This window comes from Pseudenhygromyxa sp. WMMC2535, from assembly GCF_011083025.2.
In genome coordinates this window covers 1,731,678-1,755,015 of record NZ_JABJWV010000001.1, presented here as the reverse complement: position 1 = coordinate 1,755,015, position 23,338 = coordinate 1,731,678, and the positions used below count along the sequence as shown (strand labels likewise).

Here is a 23,338-nt window from a genome sequence, read left to right as displayed (position 1 = left end):
CTTTAGAAAAGTCGGCGACCCTCGCGCCTTGTCGCCCAGCCGCGCGAGAGCGCGGCTCTACGGCCCTGCGACAATCGTGCGCACGCAGCCGCGGCGCGGGCCGAAGACCAGATCGATGAACCATCGATCCCGCTTCCCCAGCCGCTGCGCCCCCGAACCATGGCCAGCACCCGTGAGCGCCGCCTGCGTCGAGGCCCCCGCGCCGACCTCGAGCTGCGCCCGCGCCTTTTTCGAGGTCACGAGCGCGCGTTGTTCGAACACGATCGAGTTGGAAGCGGGCACATCGCCCGCGCAGATCGGCTGGTCTTGCGCCTCAGTCATCGTCGCGTGGCCTTTCCAGGTCGACATCATTGAGCAACCTGGCATCGAACATCGCGAGCCTGCGCGAGCGGAGATCACCAGCGGTACCCCAGCGCCAGATCCAAGCGCGGACGCGCAGGAGGGGCCGTACTTTTCCCTCGGATCTTCCCTGTTACAGCTGCCCGTCCTCTACGAGACTGAGCGCGGCTTGAATACAGGTCGGAATTTCGGTCGTCACGTGAGGAGCTTGCGACGCGCGCGGGGAATGACCCAAGAGGCCCTCGCCGAGCGCAGCGGTCTGTCCGCAGACACCATTCGCAGGCTCGAACACGGTAGCTTCTCTCCCAGCCTCGACACGCTGCGCAAGCTGTGCAGCGGCCTCGACTTGATGCTGAGCACGCTCTTCGAGAGCTTCGAGCTCGGTGATCGCAACGAGGCCCGCGAGCTCCTGGATCTCCTGGGGACGAGGGCGAGCTACGAGCTCACTCTCGCCACCACGATCTTGCGCTCGCTCTTCGAGGCTCTCGACTACGCGGCCGCCGAGGCCCGAAAAGGTGGCGATGGCTGAGGCGCTCGTCTGCAATATGTAGGTTTGCCTGGCGCGACCGGGAACATTTGCCGGTCGCCTCTCGCGGCCTCGTGTTCGCGCTCACCTCGCGCGAGCCCGCATCGGTCGAAGTGTGCACAATGAAAATCGGCGCCCCGAGCTGTTGAAGCTCGAAGCGCCGAGGGTGTGCCCGTGAACGGTCCGCAGTGCGGGAGGATGCGCGTCGATGGGCTCAGGCGGCGGCCGTGCGGTCAGGCTGGCCGGGATTCGGGCCGGTGCTGGTGGTGCTGCTGGTATCGGCGTCGGCCGAGATATCGGCGCCGACGTCGTCGTTGGCCGCGGGGACCTGCTCGCCCGTGGGCTCGTAGGGGAACTCGGGCGTCCGGAGCAGCCGCATCAGCGCCTGAAAGCGCCGCTCGGGCAGGCTGGCGAAGTAGCCGATGGCCGAGGGCAGGTCGCCAAAGACCTCGGCGATCCTGGCGAAGTGCGGGTTGTTGAGCACGTTCTCTCGCAGCAGCGGCTTGCAGCCGGCCGGGTTGGCCAGGAACTCGCGCACGTGCTGGAGCAGGCGGTGGTGGTACTCGGGGTCTTCGATGATCGCCCCGATGGACTCGGCCCGGGGGTGGGTGCCGTCGAGCATCTGCTCGATCTGGCGCTCGAGCTCCTCGAGCCCGCCGGGGATCGCCGCGAGCAGCTGCAGGTCGTAGATCGGGTCGGCGTGGGTGACCTGCATCAGGTGGCCGATGATGGCGTCCTGGTGGGTCATGAAGCCGGTGGGATCCATCATCGAGGCCGGATCGTCGAGGAAGCGCAGCAACGCGTGGAAGCTGAAGGTGATGTTCTTGCTGTGGTAGTAGTCCGCCGCACAGGGGATGATGAAGAAGCGAAACATGTCGATCGCTCCAAAGATCATCTGTGTACGGTTGGGATAGGACCCCACGTAGCCAAGGTTTTGAAGGTTGCGCAGCCTGTCCTCGATCCGGCGGGGGAAGGCATAATTCGCAACGGTGTAAGCCGCGCGCTGTGCCTTCCCTCGGATGGCCTCTCGGTCCCCGAGCGTCCGTCGGATCAAGACCCAAGGCCGCTCGGTGAAGCGGGCCAAGTTCTCGTCGTTCACGGTGCGAAAAACGTAGCGCACTACGACGGCGGTGTGCAAGAGGTTTCCGAGAATTTCATTCACATGAGTTACATCCCGTCTTGTAAGTCACATGTGAATAACGTTCACAACATGGATTAAACGTTGTTTTAACCAGGCTCGAGTCCACTCAAAGATCACTCTGAAGCTGATTACAGCGCTTGAATGTGATTCACAAAAATTAGGCGCAGAAGACGCGAGGAAGGTGCGCCCTAAACGCCAAATTGTGTGTCAGATGGTCACGCATGTGAAATCTGATTCGCACTCGATGGTGCCGAGCACACCAAAAAGTCGACCTCTCGGACCCGCGGCTTACACTGCCGGCGCCATGATCCGCACCCGACGCGCTCCCCGAATCTGCGCCGCTCTGGCGTCCCTCGTCGCGCTCTCCACCTTCGGCCTGACGGCCTGCAAGGGCGAGGAGAAGCAGCCAGAAGAGAAGGCGGAGCCCGAGCCCGAGCCCGAGCCCGAGCCGGATCCGACGCCCGCCGAGCCGCGCTTCGATCTCTCCGGGCCGACGCCGCCCGAGACCAGCGCGGCGGTCTTCGCCGTCGACGGCGCGCTGCTGCCGATCGGCTGCTTCGACAAGGACAAGGGCGCGCTGAGCTCGGGCGCCGACTGTGTGGCCCTGGTCGCCGAGGGCTCCGAGGTCTACATGGAGGACAGCTTCGGGAAGAAGGCGCTCGAGAAGACCGAGGCCGGCACCAAGAACTCGACCTGCGGCGACGAGGGGGCCATCCCCGTGGCGGCCCTCGGCTCGGGCGCGAGCTACGACTGGGCCGTGTGGCCCAAGTCCGTCGGCCCGACCCTGACCCAGATCGACCCCGAGACCTGGAGCGACCGCGGCGCTCGCCTCGAGGAGGCCGAGTCCAAGGCGATCCAGGAGGCGATCTCCAAGGTCCGCAACGTCCAGGGCGACTTCCTGCCCAAGCAAAAGGCCAGCGTCGACATCGACGGCGACGGCAAGGAGGAGCTGTTCGTGTCGGCCGTGCTCGACAACCCCGGGGACCCCGGCGCCTACCTCGTCAGCGGCCTGTTCATGGCCCCCGGCGGGGACCTGGCCAACATCGTGCTGATCGACAAGGGGGATCGGGGCAAGGGCGACATCATCCGCCTGCGCGCGGTCGTCGATCTCGACGGCGACAAGACGGCCGAGCTGTGGACGGGCGTGACCTTCGACGGCGGCAACGGAGACCGCATCGTGCAGCTCGTCGATGGCGAGCCCAAGGCGCTGAGCAAGTGGACCTGCGGCGCCTGAGTCTTCGGCCGAGTCTTTGGGTCGTCTCCGACTCGTGATCGTCGGGTCGCGTCTGGCTGTCGCCAGGGCGACCCGACTTCATTTTTGGGCTCCTGAGTTGCGCGCTCAGAGCCCGCTCTCGAGGCAGCTGTCGAAGGTGGCCTTGCAGGCGGCGAGGGCCTCGGGGCTGTCGGCGCAGGTCGTGCACAGCGCGTGCTGCTCGAGGCAGGCGTCGACCACGTCCTGGTCGTAGCTGGACATGCACGGCTCGAGATCGAGCTCGCCCACGCAAAGATCGAAGTCCGCGGCGCAGGCCGCCATGTCCTCGGGGTAGAGCGCCTCGCCGGCACACGCGGCGTAGCCGTCCACGCAGGCGTCGAGTGACTCCTGCGGGCAGCTCGGCTCGCAGGCGTCGCAGGGCTCGGGGTTTGTGCAGTTGTCGAGCAGGGCCTCGCAGGCCGCGATGTCCTGGAGGGTCTGGGCCTCGGCGATGCAAGCGGCGTGGATCTCGTAGCAAGCGGGGTCGCCCTCGCCCTCGGTCTCGCCTTCGGTGTCGGTGTCTTCGCCGGTGTCGGCGTGGGGCGGGGGCTCACCCTCGTCGTCGCCAGTGTCATCATCATCGTCAGCATGGGGCGGGAGCTCACCCTCGTCGTCGCCGCTCTCGCCTTCGTCGTCGCCGCTCTCGCCCTCGCCACCGCTGGATTCGCTGTCGTCACTGTCTTCGTCGTCTGCGCCGGCCTCGTCGGCGTTGCCCGAGCTCCCTCCCTTGCCGCAGGCCTCGACGCAGGCGTCGAGCAGGTCTTCGCAGGTCTCGGACTCCGCGGGGCCCTCGGCGTCCTCCATGCAGTCCTCATAGTCGTCGTAGCAGGCCGCGTAGGCCTCCCAGTCGTCGACGCTGATGTCGATGACGCAGGCCGAGCTCAGGCCGAGGGCCAGGCCGGCGGCGAGGTGGCCCGCGAGGCGCAGGGCGAGGGGCGGGGTCGAGGGGAGCGCACGAAAGTAATCTTCGAGTCGAGCCATGGTCCTGCTGCAACACCGACGGCCCGCGGGGGTGTCACCGCGCTCGGGCAGATTTCACGGGCCTGCCGCTCGCGGCGGCGCGGGGCGTGGCCACGCCTGGCTCTCGGGTGCGCAGCTGCTACGTTTGAGGCCCCATGCTCGGCCCGGGACCCAAGCCCTACGTGGGCATCACGGCGGCGCTGGGTCCCACGAACACCGGCAAGACCCACCGCGCGGTCGAGCGCATGCTCGAGCACCGCAGCGGGATCATCGGCCTGCCCCTGCGCCTGCTCGCCCGCGAGATCTACGATCGCGTCAGCGCGCGCGTCGGCGAGTCGCGGGTCGCCCTGGTCACCGGCGAGGAGAAGCGCGTGCCCGCGCACCCCGACTACTGGGTGTGCACCGTCGAGTCGATGCCCATGGACCGCGAGGTCGACTTCCTGGCCGTCGACGAGATCCAGCTCGCCGGCCACGCCCAGCGCGGGCACGTGTTTTGCGATCGCCTGCTCCACGCCCGCGGCCGCCTCGAGACCTGGTTCATGGGCGCCGACACGATCCGCCCGGTGCTCGAGGCGCTCGTGCCCACGGCCGACGTCCACCGCCACCCGCGGCTGTCGCAGCTGCGCAGCGCCGGGAGCCTGTCGCTGGGCGCCCTCCCGCCGCGCACGGCGATCGTCGCGTTCTCCACGGCCGAGGTCTACGAGCTGGCCGAGCGCCTGCGTCGGCGGCGGGGCGGGGCGGCGGTGGTCCTCGGCGCCCTCTCGCCGCGCACGCGCAACGCTCAGGTCGCGCTCTACCAGGCCGGCGAGGTCGACTACATGGTCGCGACCGACGCCATCGGCATGGGTCTGAACATGGACGTCGACATGGTCTGCTTCGCCTCGCTGCGCAAGTTCGACGGGGTCGAGACCCGCGAGCTCGAGATCGCCGAGCTCGCGCAGATCGCCGGGCGAGCGGGGCGGGCCCAAAACGACGGCCAGTTTTGCACCCTCGCGCCGCTGCCCGAGCTCTCGCCCAAGGTCGTCGAGGCCATCGAGCTCGGGCGCTTCCCGCCGCAGCGCCGGGTGATCTGGCGCAACAGCGAGCTCGACTTCGACTCCGTCGACGCGCTGCTCGAGTCGCTGCGCCGCAAGCCCCCGCGCCGGGTGCTCGAGCTCGTGCGCCGGGCCGAGGACTTCGAGGCGCTGATCCAGCTGGCCGCCCTCGACGAGATCCGGGCGCTGGCTCGCGGTCGCCGGGCGGTGGCGCTGCTGTGGGAGGTCTGCCAGATCCCCGACTTTCGCAAGCTGCTCTTCGACGGCCACGTCAGCTTGCTGGCCGAGATCTACAAGCAGCTCGCCGGCCCGCGCGGGCGCATCGATCCGGGGTGGATGGCCGAGCGCATCGATCGCGTCGACGACACCGAGGGGGACATCCACGCGCTGATGACCCGGATCGCCTTCGTGCGGACCTGGACCTACGTCAGCAATCACCGCCGATGGATCATCGACGCCGAGCGCTGGCAGGCGCGCACCCGGGCGCTCGAGGACCGGCTCAGCGACGCGCTCCACGAGCGCCTGGTCGCGCGCTTCGTCGAGCGCGAGGCTCGGTCCGCGGCCAGCGTGGGCCATCGGCGCGGGCGCAGCTCGAAGCGCGCCGAGGGCGGCGCGCGATCGCGGCGCTCGAGCATCGATCGCGCCGCCGTGGCCGACGGCCCCTTCGCCAAGCTGCTCGAGCTGCGCCCCGACGAGGCCGCGCTGCGGGTCGAGGCGCAGCGCGACGTCGAGGGCTGGATCGAGGGGCTGATCGCGGCCGAGCACGCGCGCTTTGGCCTCGACGATCGCGGGCAGATCCTCGACCGCGAGGAGGACGACTGCCCGATCGCGCGGCTGACCCGAGGCGCGGAGCTGCTGCGCCCCGAGGTCGCGCTGCTGGTCGCCGAGGACCTCGGCGCGGGCGCCCGCGCTCGGCTCCAGCGCCGGCTGATCGCGTGGTCGCGGGACTTCGTGCACCAACTGCTCGGGCCGCTGCGCGGGCCGGCCGTGGACCGGCTGTCGAGCGACGCCCGCGGTCTCGTCTATCAGCTCGAGCGCGGCCTGGGCACGATCCACCGCGAGGCCGCTCGAGATCAGCTCCGCCAGCTCCGCGGCCGCGATCGCGGCCTGCTCGAGAGCATGGGCGTGCGCGTGGGGGCCAAGATGATCTGGGTGCCCAAGCTCTCGCGTCCGGCGGCCCTGCGCGAGCGGGCGCTGCTGTGCTCGGCGGCCCTGCCCCCGGGCGTGCGCGTGGAGATCCCCCGGCCGGGCGCCGTCTCCCTGGCCGTGGACCCCGAGGTCGACCCTGGCGCGTACACTGCCGTGGGCTTCCCGGTGTTCGGCGAGCGGGGGATCCGGGCAGATATCCTCGAGCGCGCCGCGGCCGAGCTCTCGCAGCTCGCAGACGCGGGAGAGGGGCGCTTCGTCGCGCCGCCGCGCCTGGCGAGCCTCACTGGGCTGCGCGCGGATCAGCTGCCGGGGTTGCTCGAGGCCCTCGGCTACGTGCGGGTCGAGGAGGGGGGGCGAGCCGACGATGGTGATCCGCGGGCGACCCTCGAGTGGACGCGCGACCCTCAGTGCCGAGCGTCTTCCCCAAGGACCAAGCGCAGGCGGAGGCGATGAGCGTCGAGATGCTCGAAACAAAAATTCACCGGCCGCTCACCGCTGGCCTGCGACCATCTGTCACAGGACAGGGCGTCGCATGGCCCGCGCGCGCAGAACTCTCTAGATCGACCGGACATGAAGATGAACATGATCTCCCCTCGCACCTCGTTGCCCGCCCTCGTGCTTTGCCTCTCGGCCCTCGCCTGCTCCGACGACGGCGGCAGCGAAGGTGAAGATGAAGACGTCGGTGAGACCGAAGCTGGTGAGACCGACACCGGCGAAGAGGGGCGCGCGGTCGAGCTGAGCTTCGCCGCCGCGGTCGCGGGGGAGCCCGCTGCCTGCGGCACCACCTACGAGGGCGTCGGCAGCTCCGCGAGCGCCGTGGAGATCCAGGACCTGCGCTTCTTCGTGTCCGAGATCGAGCTGCTCGACGCCGAGGGCAGCGCGACGGCGCTGACCCTCGAGCAAGACGGCCTGTGGCAGTACGAGAACATCGCGCTGCTCGACTTCGAGGACGGGACGAGCGCCTGTGCTGATGCCGGGACCACGGAGATCAACGACACCGTCGTCGGCACCGTCCCGGAGGGCGACTACGTCGGCCTGCGCTTCGTGCTCGGTGTGCCCTTCGAGTACAACCACCTCGACGTCGACCTCGCGCCCTCGCCCCTGAACGTGGCCTCGATGTTCTGGGCCTGGCAAAGCGGCTACAAGTTCGCGCGCGTCGACCTGCGCGTCGGCGACGAGGGCGACGCGTGGTTTTGGCACCAGGGCAGCACCGGCTGTGAGTCCGGCGCGTCCGAGGAGGCGCCGAGCGACGCCTGTGCGCGCTCGAACCGGCTCAGCGTCGAGTTCGCGGACTTCGACCCCGCGAGCCAGCGGGTGGTCTTCGACGTCGGCGCGCTGCTCTCCAACATCGACCTGACCACTGACGGCGGCGGCGCGCCGGGCTGCATGTCCGGCGTCGACGACCCGGAGTGCACGCCGCTCTTCACCGAGCTGGGCCTCGATCTCACAACCGGGACCTGCGTGTCCGACTGCTCGGACCAGGCGCTCTTCCACGTCGAGTAGTAGACTCCCGGACATGGCGATGGCGACCCGCGCGACGAGCAACGCACGCTGGCGAGGCCTGGGGGCCGCGCTCGCGGCTCTCGTCTGCGCGGGGGCCTGCGTCGTCGAGGACGAGGGCTCGATCTACGACGAGCTGCTGGTGACCCCGGAGAGCTTCCCGGATCCGCAGATCCCCGAGGACAACCCGCTGACCGCGGCCAAGGTCGAGCTCGGCCGCCATCTCTTCTACGACGAGCAGCTCTCGGCCAACCAGACCCAGGCCTGCGCCGGCTGCCACTTCCAGGAGCTGGCCTTCAGCGACGGCCTGGCGCTGCCTACCGGCTCCACCGGCGAGGTCCTCGAGCGCAACTCCATGGGCCTGGGCAACACGGCCTACGCCACCAAGCTGACCTGGGCCAACCCCACCCTCGACACCATCGAGCAGCAGATCCGCGTGCCGCTCTTTGGCGAGTTCCCCGTCGAGCTCGGGGTCACCGGCCACGAGGACGAGGTGCTCGCGCGCTTCGCCGAGGATCCCTTCTATCTCGAGCTCTTCGAGGCCGCCTTCCCGGAGGCGGAGGTGCCGGTGACCTGGGATAATTTGATCCGCGGCCTGGCCAGCTTCGTGCGTGCCATGAGCACGGCGAGCTCACCTTACGACCGCTTCACCGCGGGCGAGGAGGACGCGATCAGCGAGTCGGCCAAGCGCGGGGCGGATCTGTTCTTCTCCGAGGTGTTCGAGTGTCACCACTGCCACGGAGGCTTCAACTTCTCCTTGGCGGTCAAGCATCAGAACACCACCTTCACCCAGCAGTCCTTTCAGAACAACGGGCTGTACAACATCGACGGTGAGGGCGGCTACCCCGAGGGCAACCGGGGGATCTACGAGTTCACCTTCGAGGACAGCGACATGGGCCGCTTTCGCCCGCCGAGCCTGCGCAACGTCGCCCTGACCGCGCCCTACATGCACGACGGCAGCGTGGCCACCCTCGAGGACGTGATCGAGATCTACGCCGCCGGCGGGCGGGTGATCCCCGAGGGCGAGGCCAACGCTGGCGACGGCCGCGAGAACCCCAACAAGAGCGGCTTCGTCTCGGGCTTCCAGGCCACGGACGAGCAGAAGGCCGACCTGATCGCCTTCCTCGAGAGCCTGACCGACGAGGACTTCGTCACGGATCCTCGGCTCTCGGATCCATTTCAGTGATGGGTTCAGTGATGGGTTCAGTGATGGGTTCAGTGATGGGTCGAGTGATGGGGAGTGGGCGAGATGCGCCGCGGAGATTTTTTCGCGCGCCGCGGTCACGCTCTGCGGGATAGCCCGTAGAGCGGGCTGTCATGCCCAACGCACGCTCACTTCGCCTCCTCCCCACCACCTTGGCCCTGACCGCGCTCTTCGCTCTGACGGGGCTGGGCGCCTGCGCCGGCGGCGAAGAGCTCGATTCCGAGGACCCGCTCCTGCGCGCCGCCGAGGACGTCCAGGGCGTCAGCTACGAGCTCAGCACCGCGGCCGCGCTGTCCGACGCGGACATCCAGGGGATCGTCGACTTCGTCCAGGCCCAGGCGCAGGACGTGCAGAGGGCCGCCGTCCAGGTCCAGCGCGTCGCCGCCGATGCCGACGCTGACGCCGACGCCGACGAGCTGACCACGCTGAGCATCGAGCTGTGGGCCGCCGAGCTCCCCGGTGAGGGGCTCGAGGCGGCGCTGAGCCAGCAGTTCGCGGTCCTCGACGGGGCGGCGCTGAGCGTCGTCGAGCTGGGGATGGGTCCCGCGCCGGACCCCGTGGCGGGTCACGGCATCGAGCCGGGAGACTCGCCCGAGGTGATCGAGCAGAAGATCGTCGATGATCTGCGCGCGCAGGGGATCGAGGGGGAGATCGTGGTCACGGTGACCCCGACCGAAGATGGGCACCACGAGATCTCGGTGGAGGTCCACGACGAGCAGGATCTGGGCGCGCCGGAGTAGGCGGCTCGTGTCATCATGGGCGGGCCGCCCACGGTGATGAGCCACATCACGGCCACGGGCGAGCCCTCGACCGCCGATGCTCGCGCCCCAGACACTCGCACGACGCTCGATGCAGCGGCGCCTCTGGACCCTGTCCGTGGCGCCGCTCGGCCTGGTCGTCGGTCTCGCGTCGGCGGGCCTGGCCGGCTGCCGCGGGGAGCCGCGGGCGGTGTCCAGCGAGGACGGGCCGGTCGAGCCGCGAGGGTCTCGAGACGCCGCGGCGGGCCCGGCGGCACAGGACCCGGAGCTCGCCCTCGACGTCCTCTTCGAGGATCCCGTGCTGCGGAAGATCGTCGCCCTCGCCGAGGCCGACAGCCAGGTCGAGGATCACGCCCGCGTCCTCGCCGTCGACATCGGCGCGCGGCTGACGGGCTCGGCCGGGCTGGTCGAGGCCGAGCTGTGGGCCCAGGGCCAGCTGCGCGACTGGGGCCTCGAGGCGCGGCGCGAGGCCTGGGGCGAGCTGCCGGTGGGCTTCGAGCGCGGCCCCGCCCGCGGCGCGATGATCCGCCCCGAGCGGCAGACCCTCGAGTTCGGGACCTGGGCCTGGACGCCGGGGACGGGCGAGCCCGTGCGCGGCCAGGCCCTGCTCTACCCGCAAAGCGACGCCGAGCTGCGCAAGCGCGAGCCCTACCTGCGCGGCGCCTGGGTCCTGGTCCCGCGGGTCGAGGGCCGGCCGCTGCTGCCGCAGGGAGAGCTCGGTGAGCGCGTCGCTCGGGCGCTGGACAAGGCGGGGATCGCCGGCCTGGTCTACGCCGCGGGCGACCCCGAAGACACGCTGATCCACACCTGGGGCAGGCCGTGGATCGACTGGGACGCGCTCCCGCGCCAGGTCGAGATCCGCCTGCGCGGGGATCAGCACCACGAGCTCAGCGAGCGCGTCGCCGCCGGCGAGTACGTGCAGCTCGAGTTCGCCGTCGACAACCACTTCGTCGACGGCCCGCTGACCCAGCACAACGTGATCGCCGAGCTGCGCGGCGACGAGCGCCCCGAGGAGGTCGTGATCATCGGCGGCCACCTCGACTCCTGGGACGGGGCCGCGGGGGCCGTGGACAACGCGACGGGGGTGGCCACCGCCATGGAGGCCGCGCGGCTGATCGCCGCCGCCTGCGAGGCCACGGGCGAGCGCCCGGCTCGCACGATCCGCGTGATGCTGTGGACCGGCGAGGAGCAGGGCCTGCTCGGCTCCACGGCCTGGGTCGAGGCCAACGCCGAGGCCCTCGCGGGGATCTCGGCGGTCTTCGTCCACGACAACGGCACCAACCCGATCTCCGGCCTGCCCGTGACCCCCGAGATGCTCCCGCAGATGCGCGAGGTCTTCGCCCCGGTCGCGGCCCTCGAGCGCCGCCGCGCCGCCTTGGACCCCGAGGGCGAGGCCATGGAATTTCGCCTGCGCGTGGCCGAGTCGTTGATCGTCGAGCCCAGCGACAGCGCGCCCTTCATCGACGCCGGCGTGCCCGCGTTCTTCTGGGAGCAGCGCGGGCGCTCGGACTACGACTACTTTCACCACACGCAGCACGACAGCTTCGCGGCGATCATCGACGATTACCAGCGGCGCTCGGCGCTGATCGTGGCCTTCGCGGCCTGGGGCGTGGCCGAGGCCGACGCGCTCGTCGAGCGCCACAACAGCGCGCCCTTGCCCCCGCGGCGCCTGGGCGTGGCCCTCGAGGGCAACCAGATCACCGGGCTGACGGGCGACAGCCTCGGGGCCGCGGCGGGCATGGACATCGAAGATCGCATCGTCGAGATCGAGGGCGAGGCCGTGGGCAGCGCCAGGGAGATCACCGACGCGCTCCAGCGCGGAGGCCCGCGCAAGCAAGTGGTGATTCAGCGCGGCGGCGAGCGCCTCGAGCTCGGGGTGGACTGGTCTGGCAGCGCGGGCGAGACCGAGCGCCTGCGCCGACGCGAGGAGCGGGCGCAGGTCGCTGGACCGGAGTCGGGCCCGGACGCGGGCGAGTGAGCCGAGGCCCTGCGCGTCAGCCCTCGGCCGCCCAGGCGACCGCCGCGTCGAGCTCGTCGTAGCCAAAGCTGCGGATCTCGGCTTTGACGAAGTGCTCGGCGAGGTGGGGCGCGAGCTCGGCGAGCTTGATGTCGGTGGCCAGGGCGACCCGGTCGATCTTGCGGTGGTGGTCGCGCAGGAACTTGGCGTGGCGGATGAAGCCGCCGATGCTCTCCCAGCCGGGGAAGTGCTCGGCGTGGATCACCAGGCCGTTGAGCTCGCCCTCGCTCTCGATCCACGGATCCACGAGCAGCGCGAGGTGGTCGAAGTCCGTGGCGCGCAGCGGGCCTTGGGGCTCGACGACCAGCACCCCGATGTCGGTGAGCAGGCGCCGGGTGAGGCCTCCGCTCTGGGGCAGCTCGGCCAGCCAGGCCGCGGCCTGGTCGCGGTCGTCGCTGGCGAACACGCGCATCGGGCAGGGCATCAGCAGCCGGGCGAAGTTCACGGACTCGCGGATCCAGTGGACGTCGGAGACCACCGCGCAGCCCTCCATGAGGCGCAGGCTGCTCGGAGCCATGCGCGCGTCCTCCCAGGCTCCGCCGGCGCTGAAGCGCTCGAACTCCGGGCCGAAGTAGTAGAGCAGGCGGACCTTGTGGCCCTCGCGGCGGGCCGTGTCCATGAGCGGCTCGAGGACCTGGATGTAATCCTCGCGGGTCACGGTCCCCACGGCTTTCACGCCGACCACGCCATCAGGAAGGTCTTCAATCAACTCGAGCATGCTGCGGGTATAGCAACCCACCCCACCCGACCCGACGCAGAGTCTGCACAAAGAGGCAGACCGAGCGCAGATCCCTCGCCATGTCTCGCCGGGGACGGTTGGGTCGATCTCGGGCGAGGAGAATCTCCTCGCTTCGCGTCGCCGCGAGGAGATCCTGGACAGTCATCGAGTGGCGCTCTTGCCTGCGTAAACACCGTACTTTGCAAGTAGTCGGGGTTTTTGAGTTTTTCTGGGGCGGAATGCGGCACGCCAGCTGCAACGCTTGGATGGCACGAGCGCGGCGGGTTGCCGCGTTACACGAAAAGGATTTCCACCATGGGTTCATTTACTCTCATTCTTCTGGTCGCCTGGGCCATCGTCGCCCGCTTCTGAGGCCGGCATGGCAGCGCCCGACGAAAGGTCGACGCGAGGCTCGGCCCTTCGGGCCTACTTCGCCGACTTCAACTTCATCGAAAACCTGCGCGATCTCCACACCAACGTCCGCGGGGACATCCTCGCCGGGCTGACGGTTGCGATGGTGATCTTGCCCATGGCCCTGGCCTTTGGAGAGGCCTCGGGGCTGGGCGCGAGCGCGGGCTTGTGGGCGGCGATCGCCGCCGGGTTGGTCGCCGGTCCCCTCAGCGGCTTTCGCTGGTCCGTGGGTGGTCCGACCGGCCCGATGACAATTCAGCTGCTGGCGATCCTGGCCCTCTATCCCACGGCCGATGGCAAGCCGGATCTGGCTCTGGCCACGACCGCGGTGATCCTCGCCGGCCTGATGCTGATCGCCCTGGGCGCCCTCAAGCTCGGCCGCTTCATCCGCTACACGCCTTACCCCGTGGTCTCGGGCTTCATGACGGGGCTGGGGCTGATCTACATCATCTTGCAGATCAACCCCTTCTTCGGCATCGGCTCGGCGTCGAGCATCGGTGACGCCTTCGCCGAGATCCCCTCGCTGGTCCACGACATGAACACCGACGCCGCCGTCGTCGGTGGCCTGGCCCTGGCCGCGACCTTGGCGTGGTCGCGCTGGGTGAAGATCGCGTGGCTGCCCGCGCCGCTGATCGGCCTGGTGGTCGGCGTGGGCGCGGCCGCGATGCCCGGCATCGACGCGCCGATGATCAGCCCGGTGCCCACGGGCCTGCCCAGCCTCCACGTCCCGGATCCCTCGCTCTTCAATCGCGCCCTCGTGCCCGCGGCGACCCTCGCCGCGCTGTGCGTGTTCGACAGCCTGCTGACCGCGCTGATCGTCGACAACCTGACCTCCACGCGGCACAACAGCGACCGCGAGCTGGTCGCCCAGGGCGCGGCCAACGTCGCCTCGGGCCTCTTTGGTGGCATCGGCAGCGCGACCAACACCATGCCCTGTGTGGTCAGCGTCAACAGCGGGGCCAAGACCCGGCTGGCGACCATCGTCATGGGCCTGGTGCTGCTGGCTCTGGCCCTCGGCCTCGGCCCGCTCGCCAGCTACATCCCCATGCCCGCCCTGGCCGCGATCCTGATCAAGGCTGGCTGGGACATCGTCGACCTGCGCGTGCTCCCGGTCGTCCGTGCCCTGCCGCGCTCCGACAAGCTCGCCTTTGGTCTGGTCGTCGCCGCGACCGTGGGCTGGGACCTGCTCTCGGCCATGGCCCTGGGCCTGGCGGTCGCCTTCTTCCGCTTCGTCAAGGACAGCGCGGACCGCTACGAGCACGCCCTCGACGAGCAGGCCGAGGTCATCGCTCGCCAGCGCGACGTGGCCATCGACCGCTTCTTGGAGCGCTACGAGCTCGACGACCTGCGGGCGATCGTCGCCGAGCACGGCGTGGACGTCGAGGACAGCGAGGCCTGCGCTCGCGCGCTGCGAGCCTCGGTCCGCGAGCGCCTCGAGCTGCTGCGCCCGCACGGGCCGCTCTTCTTCGGCGCGGTGTCGTGGCTACAGGACGCCGTCCAGCAGCTCCAGGGCAAGGACGTGCTGCTGGTCGACTGCGGCGCCCTCGACAGCGTGGATCTGTCCGGCGCCTACGCCCTCGCCGACCTCGTCGCGGCGGCGCACCGCGAGGGCCTGCTGGTCGTCGTCGTCGCCCTCGAAGAGGAGACCAAGCGGGTCTTCGAGGACCTCGACGAGCTCCAGAGCGTGCCTCCGGACTGCCGCTTCGAAAGCTTCGACGAGGCCCTGCTCCGGGCGATCGGCGAGATCGAGGCGAGGGCACACCGCCGGCGCCTGATGCCCAAGCGCGAGGTCTCGACGGCCTCGATGCGCATCGCCAGCGCCAGCGCCTGAGCGCCCCCCGTCGGCCACGGCCGCCGCGAGGGCCGCTGGTGTCGAAGCCGGCGGCCACAGCCGCCGTCGCGGGCGTGGGCGTGGCCGTGCGGGATGACTCTATGTGGACACAGGTGTCCGCTGAGCGTGACATCGGCTATTGTCACCGCGTGAGCGGCCCGATCGTAGAAACCACCGCAGGCGAGGTCGAAGGAGCGCGCGTCGAGGGCGTGCGTCGCTGGCTGGGCATCCCCTACGCCCAGGCCGAGCGCTTCGCCGCGCCCGAGCCTCCCGCGCCCTGGCAGGGCGTGCGCAAGGCCGACGCCTTTGGCCCGCAGTGTCCGCAGATCTTTGGTCACAAGCCCAAGAACGCGCAGTACCAGGCGCCAGGCTACGACGAGGCCCGCTGCCTGGGGATCAATGTCTGGGCCCCCGAGGGTGAGCCCGAGCGCCCGCGGCCGGTGTTCTTTTGGATCCACGGCGGCGCCTTCACCCTCGGCTCGGCCGACATCTATGACGGGGCCGCGCTCGCGCGCAGCGGCGACGTCGTCGTGGTCAGCATCAACTACCGCCTGGGGGCGCTCGGCTTCGTCAATTTCGAGGACGCCCTCGACCTGCCGCAGCTGCCCTCCAACCTCGGCCTGCGCGACATGATCGCGGCCCTCGAGTGGGTTCGGGACAATATCGCGGCCTTCGGGGGGGATCCTGGCCAGGTGACCATCGCCGGTGAGTCGGCCGGATCCATGGCGGTCTCGCTGCTGATGATCTGCGAGCGGGCCTGGCCGCTCTTTCACGGCGCGATCATGCAAAGCGGCGCGATCAGCTTGATCCACGACCGCGCCAAGTCCACGGGCCTCGCCCGCCGCCACCTCGAGCAGCTCGGGATCTCGGGCAGCGGCGAGGCGGCCCTCGAGCAGCTGCGCGGCCTCGACGTGCGCAGCTTGCTGCTCGCCCACGGTCAGGTCGACAAGCTCGAGGCTGGGGGGATCGCCGCGGCGCCGTGGTTCGATGGAGACCTGCTGCCTGCCTCGCTGCCCGAGGCCCTCGAGCAGCGCCACGCCCCGGTCCCGCTGATCGCCGGCGCGACCCGGGAGGAGTCGCGGCTATTCGAGCTCGCGCGCATGGACATCCTGCCGCTGGGCTGGCCGGCCCTCGAGGCCGTGCTCGAGCAGCGCCTCTCGGCCGAAGACGCCGAGCGCGTGCTCGCGGCCTACCCCAGGACCAAGCGCGGGCGCCGGGACCTGGCCACCGACCTGGCCTTTGCGATCCCGACCAGGACCTTCGCCGAGCGCCACGCCTCGCAGGGCAACCCGACCTGGTACTACCGCTTCGACTATTCTCACCCCCTGTTTGGCGCCTGCCATGGCATCGACCTGCTGATGCTGTGGCCGGGCACGAGCTTGCGGGCGACCCTCGCTCGCGGCGGGCCGCAGACGGGCAAGCGCCTCGCCCTCGCCAAGCGCATGCGCGGGCACTGGGCCAGCTTCACGCGCACCGGCGAGCCCGGCTCCGGGTGGCCGCGCTACGAGCTCGACTCGCGCCAGGTCTACCTCTTCGACAAGACCGACGAGGTCGCTAAAAATCCCGACGGCGACAAGCTCGAGGCCTGGCACGGCGTCGTGATCGGCCCCGGGGCGAGCTCCGAGGCGCCCGCTGCGTCTCGAGGCTCCTAGGAGCCCGGTGGTGAAACGCAGCGCGGCTCCTGGCGGCCCGAGCGGGGCGAGTCGGGTGCGGGCGGGCCCCGGGGAGGGCGCGAGGGGAGGCGGGGACCTGCGGCCAGCGTGAAATGGCCGCGGCGTCCGCTATGCTGCCGGCGATGTTCCGCCTCCTCGATCCCCGCAAGCTGAAGATGGTCACCGCCGAGGACGCCCTCCCTGGCCGCGACGCCCCAGCCTTTGGGATCCCCGAGCTTCACTTCGTCAGCGGCGCGCGCATCGTCCCGCCCTTCCCCGAGGGCCTCGAGCTCGTCGACCTGGGCATGGGCTGCTTTTGGGGCGCCGAGCGAAAATTTTGGCAGACCCCCGGGGTCTACTCGACCTCCGTGGGCTACGCCGGCGGCCACACCCCGCACCCCACCTACCGCGAGGTGTGCAGCGGGCAGACCGGCCACACGGAGGTCGTCCGCGTGGCCTTCGATCCCAAGGCGCTGCCCTTCGAGCGCGTGCTCGCCGTGTTCTGGGAGGGCCACGACCCCACCCAGGGCATGCGCCAGGGCAACGACGTGGGCACGCAGTATCGCTCGGCGATCTACGCCCACGGGCCGCAGCAGCTGGCCGTGGCCCGGGCGTCGCGGGAGGCCTATCAGGCGGCCTTGCGCGCGGCTGGACGGGAGCTCGAGATCACCACGGAGCTCCGCGAGGCCCCGGCCTACTACTACGCCGAGGCGGATCACCAGCAGTACCTGGGCAAGAACCCCGGCGGCTACTGCGGGCTCGGCGGGACGGGCGTCGCCTGCCCCACGGGGCTCAAAATCTAAACTGCCAGCCGAGGGTGACCCGCGCCGCGCTGCGCTCCTTTCCGGTGCGCTGCTTGCCGGTGCGCGCCTCGTCGACGGCGAGGAGGACCGTGCCCGCGGAGAAGACGCCCGCGCCGGCGCCCACCAGGGCGAGGCCGGCCGTGCTCGTGGTCCACAGCGAGGGGCATAGGTCGGGCCCGTCTGTGGGCACGATGTCCTTGCTCGCCGCGTCGTTGGCACATTTTCCGCTCATGGTGAAGAGCACCGCCCCGCTGGCGATCAGCCCCGCGCCCACGAGCATGGCGCTGATCTCGGCGGGGAGGGGGAGCAGCCGCTTTTGTCGCGCCGGTTCGGGGGCGACGGGCACGACGGGGACGACAGGGGCAGGTGCGGGTGCGGGCGCAGGTGGCTCGACCACGGGGGCCGGGGCGTCCGTCGAGATGGGCGCTGGCTTGGTGGCGAAGATGAATTCCAGCGCCTCGCCCTCGGCCTCCGGGGGGGAGAAGTCGGTGATCAGCGGCTCGGCCGAGCCATCGACGGCCTCGATCCAGAGCCGATAGCTGCCCCCGGTCAGGGTGCCGAGTCGGACCTGGGCGGCGTAGTCTTCGTCGCCCAGGTCGCCGTCGTCGCCGTCGTCGCTGTCGTTGCTGTCGTCGTCGAGTGAGAGCGCGGGCGGCTCGGTCTGCTCGACCCGCTCGCTGGCCGCGACCGGCCGCTCGTTGAGATAGACGCGGCAGTCCACCCAGCACTTGACCAGGACGTCCTGTCGCGGGAGGGCGTTGGCGGCCTTGATCCGCTCTCTCCACAGGCGCTCGACCTTGGGCCCGTAGCGCTCCGCGGGCAGGGTGTGATCCCAAGGCGCGGAGCGGAGCCCCTCGTCGAGGGCCGCCCGCGCCATGGCCTTGTCGCGGGCCGTGAGGTAGGCCCGCGCGAGGCTCACGTAGGCCTCGGCGCGCAGGGCGAGGACCTCGGGGTCGGCGGCCAGCGCTGGCGTGAACTGGGGGAGTTGGGCCAGGGCCTGCTCGAGGAAGGGGATCGCCTCCTTGGGTCGCTGATCCCCGAGCTCGATGCCCTGGCGCAGCGCCTCGATCGCGCGAGGGTAGGTCATCTCTTCGCTGGTCGCGTCGGCGGGAGCGGCCGCGTTGGTGGCCGCGTCCTCGTCGAGGATCTCATCTTCATCGAGAGTCTCGGTCTCGGTCTCGGTCTCGGTCTCGGTCTCGGTCTCGGCGTCGAGATTGGCCGCGTCGTCGCGCTCGGACTCGAGGCTCGCCTCGTCGTCTCGCTCGGCTTCGGCTTGGGCCGGCGGACTCATCAGCAAGAGCGAAGTGAGTAGACTGTGGATCATCGCGGCCCCCAGTGACGGTGATTGGCCCAGAGCGGATCGTTCATGTGCTCAATCCCTCTCGCTGAGCTTGATGCTGTTCTTGCTGAGTCTGGCTTCATATGATTTTCCTGGCTCGAGCTGGATTGTGCCAACGTCTTTCCACGCGCCATTTTGTCGATACTGGATGCGGTGCTCACCCACTGGGAGGGTCACGAGCTTTCTGGGCTCGGCGATGCCTTTTCGCTGGCCAGAGACTCGAACCTCGGCCCACTTGAGCCGCCCGGCGATGAACGCGACGGAGACCTGGGGCTCGAGGACCTCGACGCTCGCCTCGGCAGCGTCGCCGTCGGCCTCGCCGCCCGTCTCGGTCTCTGTCTCGAACTCGAGGCCCGTCTCGACCTCGAGGAGGAGCGTCTCGAGGCCGGTCTCGGTCTCGAACTCGAGGCCGGTCTCGGTCTCGAACTCGAGGCCGGTCTCGGTCTCGTCCTCGTCGAGGGTCTGGAGCTCGATGATGGCGTCGGGGACCACCCCGGGCTGGAGCTCCAGGCTGAGCAGCTTCTCGGGGAGCTCGGGCGTGATCGCGCGGATCCAGGACACCCCCGGCTTGAGCCCCGAGATGCGAAACTTGCCCTCTTCATCGGTGTAGGAGGAGAGGAGCACGCCGGTCCCCGCGTCGGAGCCATCCTCGTAGGAAGCTTCGATCCTGGCGCCAGCGACCACCTCTCCCGAGCCCTCCATCACGACGGCGCCGGCGATCACGGCCTCGGGCTCGAGCTGGAGGTCGAAGATGTCCTCGGGGGCCTCGCCCGCGTAGGTGCCGTGGGTGTAGCCGCTGGCCCAGGCCATCAGCTGCAGGGGACCCGCCTCGACCCACATGGAGAAGCGGCCCTGGGCGTCGGAGAGCGCCAAGCTGCGCGCGCCGTTGATGATCGTCACGAGCGCGCCCGGGATGGCCTCGTCTTGCATGCCGCGGACGCGGCCGCGGATCTCGACGCCGCCCTCTTCCAAGCTGGCGTCGACCTCTCGGGTCTTCTCGCCGGGCCACACGCAGACCGGCAATTTGTACTGGGGCAGGTAGCCGGTGGCGGAGGTGCTCAGCTCGTAGTTGCCGGGGGACAGCCCGGAGAGCTCGTACTGCCCCTTCTCGTTGGTGAGCGTGCAGCGCGGCGCGCTGGTGAGCTCGATCGGCGCGTCCTCTTCGACGAGCCAGGCGCAGACCTGGGCCTCGGGGACGGCCTTCTTCTCGCCGCGGATCTTGCCGGTCATGCTGCCGGGCTCCTCGGTCCAGGCGCGCGGCGGCAGCGGGGAGAGCTCGCAGCGGGACTTGCCCGCGGGCGCGAGCGCTCTCCCGCCGTCGAGCCAGTTGGGCACGAAGGGGTTGGTCGTCGCGGCGGGCGGGAGGTTGTGCTCGGGCTCGGCCTCCGGCGCGGCGGACGAGGCCTTGGACTCGCTCAGGCGGGCGCGCTCGTTTCTGGCTTCGATGATCAGCGAGGCGACCCAGCCGCCCACGCCCAGCAAGAGCAACAGGCCCATGAGCGCGGGCAGCCGGCGCGAGCTCGCGGGCGCGCCCACCTGGGTCCGCCCCGTGGTCGTGAGCTCGGTCGCCATCGTGTTGGCGTCGATCCTCAGCCCGGTCAAGGTCGCCGGCGCGGTGACGTCGGAGATGTGCTCGAGCACCGCCTCGATGTCCGCCATCGACTGAAAGCGGTCATCGGGGTTCTTGGTCAGCATGCGCATCACGAAGGCCTCGGCCTCGATGGGCAGCTCGGGGGCGAAGCCACGCATGGGCGGCGGCATGGTGTTGATGTGATGGTTGATGGTCTGCATCGGGCTGTCGCCGCGGAAGGGCGGCTGACCCGTGAGCAGCTCGTAGATGACCACGCCCAGGGAGTAGATGTCCGAGCGCGGGTCGGTCTTGCCGGTCAGGACCTGCTCGGGGGCCATATAGGCCGCCGTGCCGATCACCTGGCTGTCCTGGGTCAGCTCCTGCGAGCCGCCCGGGTCCTCGCGCTTGGCGATGCCGAAGTCGAGGACCTTGACGTGATCCCGCTCGAGCCCCGGCCGGTGGTCGAGCAAGAAGCAGTTGGCTGGCTTGATGTCGCGGTGGATGATCCCGTGGCTGTGCGCGGCCGCCAGCGCCTTGACCAGCTGGCGGGTGAGCTTGCGGACCCGGTCCCAGGGCAGGCGGCCCGACTCGCGCAGGAGCTTGCTGAAGTCGCGGCCCTGGAGCAGCTCCATGACGTAGTAGAAGTCGCCCTCCTCGAGGCGACCGAAGTCGAGGACCTGGACGACGTTGGGGTGGTCGATCTCCGAGGCGGCCCGCGCCTCTCGCTCGAAGCGCTTGGCCGCCGTCTCGACGTCGGCGACGTCGGCCCGCAGGGTCTTGACCGCGACCTGGCGGCTGAGCTGGATGTGCTCGGCGATATAGACCGAGCCCATCCCGCCGTCGCTGAGGTGGGAGATGACGCGGTAGCGGCCATCGATGACGCGCCCGATCATCGCGGGGGTGGTCATCTGGCAGGTCGGCTCTTCGGTCTGTGTGGGTTGCTCGGGCGATGGGTCGGTCATCGTGTCTCCTCGCTCTTTGCTGGCAGAGGGCCATGGGGCCAGGCCGGGGTCGCTCGTGCCTTGGTGGGGGCGGTGGGCGCGAAGTCTTCGCGAGAGAACATGGTCGTCGGCGCCGAGTCGTCGGTGGCTGCCGGGCGGGGCAGGCCGAGGACCTCGTCGCGGCTGATGTACTCGGTCACTGGGATCGGCGTGGCGTCGGGCTTGGCTGCGGGCGCCGGTCTGGGGGCGGGCTCGGGCCGCATCAGCACCTGGGTGGCTGGGGTGGGCGCGGGCTGGGACGCAGGTAGCTGGGCGGGCGGCCACGCCGGCGCGTGCGCGGGGGGATCATCGCGCCAGAGGATCTCCGTCCTGGGCTCGTGATCAGGACCCCCGGCGCGGGGTTGTAGTGGCGTCTTTTTCGATCTCGGTCGCGACGCGCGGAGGTTTCGAATCCAGATGACGAGCCCGAGGACGAGCGCTCCGGCGATGACCGTGAGGGATATCTGACCAAGCATGGCGAGCTTTCGGTGGTGGCTCCGCGCGGCCGCGCACCGCCAGACGGGTGGTGACATAGCGAAGCCTCGGGGTGGCCATGACTCATGACCATTGGTCGCCCGACCACCCCGTTCGTTATTTGAGCTGCTCACCCCGATGAGGTGATGCGGCGATGGGGCGCGGGCCAAGCCCGCGGTCTGCCCACCGCGCGGGCGGCTCAGATCCCCTGCTGATCCAGGGCCCGCTGGATCGCCGAGATCGCCCCCTCGGGGTCTCCGGGCATGTCCACGGGGGTGTTCGCGTAGCGGCTGTCGAAGCCGAGCTCGCCGCGGTGGTAGCCGGCCTTGAACTCGGTGAACTTCAGGCCGTGGGCCGTGGAGATCAGCACGGTGCGGTCGTCGGGTCCGATCTCCTTGCGCTCGACGAGCTGCTCGAGACAGGCCAGGGCCACGCCGGTGTGCGGGCAAGAGAACAGCCCGGTCCGGTCGGCGCGGGCGCTGGCGTTGGCGAGCTGCGCTTCGCTGGCCTGGAGCACCATGCCGCGGGTCTCGACCAGGGCGCGCACGGCCTTGGGCAGGCTGACCGGGTTGCCGATCTGGATCGCCGAGGCCAGGGTCGGCTTGGCGGTCACGGCCTCGAAGTCCTGTTCACGCAGGTCGCGGCCCTCGGCGCGGGCGCGCTCGTAGGCCCGGTAGAGCGGGTTGGCGTGCTCGGCCTGGCAGCAGACCAGGCGCGGCGGCTCGCTGATCAGCCCGAGGCGCTGCATCTCCATGAAGCCCTTGGCGATCGCCGAGACGTTGCCGAGGTTGCCGCCGGGGACCAGGATCCAGTCGGGGACCTCCCAGTCGAACTGCTGGACGATCTCGAAGGCGATGGTCTTTTGGCCCTCGACGCGCAGCGAGTTCATGGAGTTGGCGAGGTAGATGCCGGTGGCCCCCGCGGTGGTGTCGGTCAGGCGCTGGACGACCTTCATGCACCCGTCGAAGTCCGTGTCGAGGCTACAGACGATCGCCCCGTTGGCGATGGGCTGGACGAGCTGGGCGGCGCTGATCTTGTCGGCGGGCAAGAGCACGACCACGGGGATGCCGGCGGCGGCGCCGTAGGCCGCGAGCGCCGCCGAGGTGTCGCCCGTGGACGCGCAGGCGATCGCGCGGATCGGCTGACCCTCGGCGCGCATCTGCTTGACCGTCGAGACCAGCACGGTCATGCCGAGGTCCTTGAACGAGCCGGTGTGGCTGGTCCCGCACTGCTTGATCCACAGGTCGCGCAGGCCGAGCTGCTGGCCGTAGCGCTCGGCCCAAAACAAGTTGCTGCCGCCCTCGAAGAGCGAGACCACGTTGGCGTCGGCGATCTGCGGCTGGACCCACTCCTTCTTGCCCCACACGCCGCTGCCGTAGGGCCAGGCGTTTCGCAGGTAGCGCTCGTCGAACAGGCGCATCCACGCGGCGGGCGAGCGGCTGCGCAGGGCCTGCTCGTCGTGGCGGACCTCGAGCAGCCCGCCGCAGCTGGGGCAGCGGTAGATGATCTCGGTCAGCGAGTGCTGGCCGGCGCAGCCGGCGACGCAGGAGAACCAGGCGCGGTGAGGCATGGGCTTCGATTCTTACCGCATGTCGAGGGTGGGGGCGTAGAGCCCGCCCGCGGGCTGCCCTGGAGCAGGGGTTGTCGCGCGCGCAGGCCCGCGCAGGCGCCTCCCCGCGC

At 70.1% G+C, this 23,338-nt stretch carries 18 protein-coding genes; 10 read left to right on the top strand and 8 right to left on the bottom strand.

Annotated elements, in window-relative coordinates:
* Nucleotides 1–57: 57 nt before the first annotated feature.
* The gene (locus tag G6O69_RS06610; RefSeq protein WP_176396522.1) at nucleotides 58–321 is read right to left on the bottom strand and encodes a hypothetical protein; all 264 of its coding nucleotides are present in this window, start codon (nucleotides 319–321) and stop codon (nucleotides 58–60) included.
* A 187-nt stretch (nucleotides 322–508) separates the two neighbouring features.
* Here G6O69_RS06610 and G6O69_RS06605 point away from each other — a divergent pair, with 187 nt between their 5' ends.
* The gene (locus G6O69_RS06605) at nucleotides 509–868 is read left to right on the top strand and encodes a helix-turn-helix transcriptional regulator (RefSeq protein WP_255215719.1); all 360 of its coding nucleotides are present in this window, start codon (nucleotides 509–511) and stop codon (nucleotides 866–868) included.
* Between the two features lie 211 nt (nucleotides 869–1,079).
* On the opposite strand, the gene G6O69_RS06600 is transcribed toward G6O69_RS06605, so the two are convergent.
* A complete protein-coding gene (locus G6O69_RS06600; RefSeq protein WP_172302674.1) occupies nucleotides 1,080–1,964 on the bottom strand; it encodes a hypothetical protein in 885 nt (294 codons plus the stop codon).
* Nucleotides 1,965–2,310: 346 nt separating this feature from the next.
* Here G6O69_RS06600 and G6O69_RS06595 point away from each other — a divergent pair, with 346 nt between their 5' ends.
* Nucleotides 2,311–3,240, top strand: a complete 930-nt coding sequence (locus G6O69_RS06595) for a hypothetical protein (RefSeq protein ID WP_172302673.1) — start codon at nucleotides 2,311–2,313, stop codon at nucleotides 3,238–3,240.
* Between the two features lie 105 nt (nucleotides 3,241–3,345).
* On the opposite strand, the gene G6O69_RS06590 is transcribed toward G6O69_RS06595, so the two are convergent.
* Nucleotides 3,346–4,239, bottom strand: coding sequence for a hypothetical protein (locus tag G6O69_RS06590; protein ID WP_172302672.1), 894 nt, complete (start codon nucleotides 4,237–4,239; stop codon nucleotides 3,346–3,348).
* A 134-nt stretch (nucleotides 4,240–4,373) separates the two neighbouring features.
* On the opposite strand from G6O69_RS06590, the gene G6O69_RS06585 reads away from it, so the two are divergent.
* The 5 genes from G6O69_RS06585 (at nucleotide 4,374) to G6O69_RS06565 (ending at nucleotide 11,841) form a co-directional block, all read left to right on the top strand.
* Nucleotides 4,374–6,854 (top strand): helicase-related protein, encoded by a 2,481-nt coding sequence (locus G6O69_RS06585; protein ID WP_217909786.1) that lies wholly within the window; start codon nucleotides 4,374–4,376, stop codon nucleotides 6,852–6,854.
* 117 nt (nucleotides 6,855–6,971) lie between these two features.
* Nucleotides 6,972–7,904, top strand: coding sequence for an MbnP family copper-binding protein (locus G6O69_RS06580; protein ID WP_172302671.1), 933 nt, complete (start codon nucleotides 6,972–6,974; stop codon nucleotides 7,902–7,904).
* 13 nt (nucleotides 7,905–7,917) lie between these two features.
* Nucleotides 7,918–9,087, top strand: a complete 1,170-nt coding sequence (locus tag G6O69_RS06575) for a methanobactin export MATE transporter MbnM (protein ID WP_255215718.1) — start codon at nucleotides 7,918–7,920, stop codon at nucleotides 9,085–9,087.
* 131 nt (nucleotides 9,088–9,218) lie between these two features.
* Complete coding sequence (locus G6O69_RS06570) at nucleotides 9,219–9,845, top strand: hypothetical protein (RefSeq protein ID WP_172302670.1); 627 nt, start codon at nucleotides 9,219–9,221, stop codon at nucleotides 9,843–9,845.
* A gap of 109 nt (nucleotides 9,846–9,954) precedes the next feature.
* A complete protein-coding gene (locus G6O69_RS06565) occupies nucleotides 9,955–11,841 on the top strand; it encodes a M20/M25/M40 family metallo-hydrolase (protein ID WP_172302669.1) in 1,887 nt (628 codons plus the stop codon).
* A gap of 16 nt (nucleotides 11,842–11,857) precedes the next feature.
* On the opposite strand, the gene G6O69_RS06560 is transcribed toward G6O69_RS06565, so the two are convergent.
* Nucleotides 11,858–12,598: an STAS/SEC14 domain-containing protein gene (locus G6O69_RS06560; RefSeq protein ID WP_172302668.1), complete on the bottom strand. Its 741-nt coding sequence runs from the start codon at nucleotides 12,596–12,598 to the stop codon at nucleotides 11,858–11,860.
* A 379-nt stretch (nucleotides 12,599–12,977) separates the two neighbouring features.
* Here G6O69_RS06560 and G6O69_RS06555 point away from each other — a divergent pair, with 379 nt between their 5' ends.
* From G6O69_RS06555 to msrA, 3 genes are all read left to right on the top strand, one after another.
* Complete coding sequence (locus tag G6O69_RS06555) at nucleotides 12,978–14,840, top strand: SulP family inorganic anion transporter (protein WP_172302667.1); 1,863 nt, start codon at nucleotides 12,978–12,980, stop codon at nucleotides 14,838–14,840.
* Between the two features lie 38 nt (nucleotides 14,841–14,878).
* Nucleotides 14,879–16,492: a carboxylesterase family protein gene (locus G6O69_RS06550; protein ID WP_217909785.1), complete on the top strand. Its 1,614-nt coding sequence runs from the start codon at nucleotides 14,879–14,881 to the stop codon at nucleotides 16,490–16,492.
* Nucleotides 16,493–16,635: 143 nt separating this feature from the next.
* Nucleotides 16,636–17,295: a peptide-methionine (S)-S-oxide reductase MsrA gene (msrA, locus tag G6O69_RS06545; RefSeq protein ID WP_217909784.1), complete on the top strand. Its 660-nt coding sequence runs from the start codon at nucleotides 16,636–16,638 to the stop codon at nucleotides 17,293–17,295.
* Here the strand turns inward: msrA and G6O69_RS06540 are convergent.
* The 4 genes from G6O69_RS06540 to thrC form a co-directional block, all read right to left on the bottom strand.
* Nucleotides 17,285–18,619: a hypothetical protein gene (locus G6O69_RS06540; protein ID WP_176396672.1), complete on the bottom strand. Its 1,335-nt coding sequence runs from the start codon at nucleotides 18,617–18,619 to the stop codon at nucleotides 17,285–17,287. The genes msrA and G6O69_RS06540 overlap by 11 nt on opposite strands.
* Nucleotides 18,620–18,667: 48 nt before the next feature.
* On the bottom strand, nucleotides 18,668–21,166 hold the full coding sequence (locus G6O69_RS06535) for a serine/threonine-protein kinase (protein WP_172302664.1): 2,499 nt from the start codon (nucleotides 21,164–21,166) through the stop codon (nucleotides 18,668–18,670).
* Nucleotides 21,163–21,345, bottom strand: a complete 183-nt coding sequence (locus G6O69_RS06530; RefSeq protein ID WP_176396671.1) for a hypothetical protein — start codon at nucleotides 21,343–21,345, stop codon at nucleotides 21,163–21,165. The genes G6O69_RS06535 and G6O69_RS06530 overlap by 4 nt, the downstream gene beginning before the upstream one ends.
* 512 nt (nucleotides 21,346–21,857) lie before the next feature.
* Nucleotides 21,858–23,228, bottom strand: coding sequence for a threonine synthase (gene thrC, locus G6O69_RS06525; protein WP_172302663.1), 1,371 nt, complete (start codon nucleotides 23,226–23,228; stop codon nucleotides 21,858–21,860).
* Between the last annotated feature and the right edge of the window lie 110 nt (nucleotides 23,229–23,338).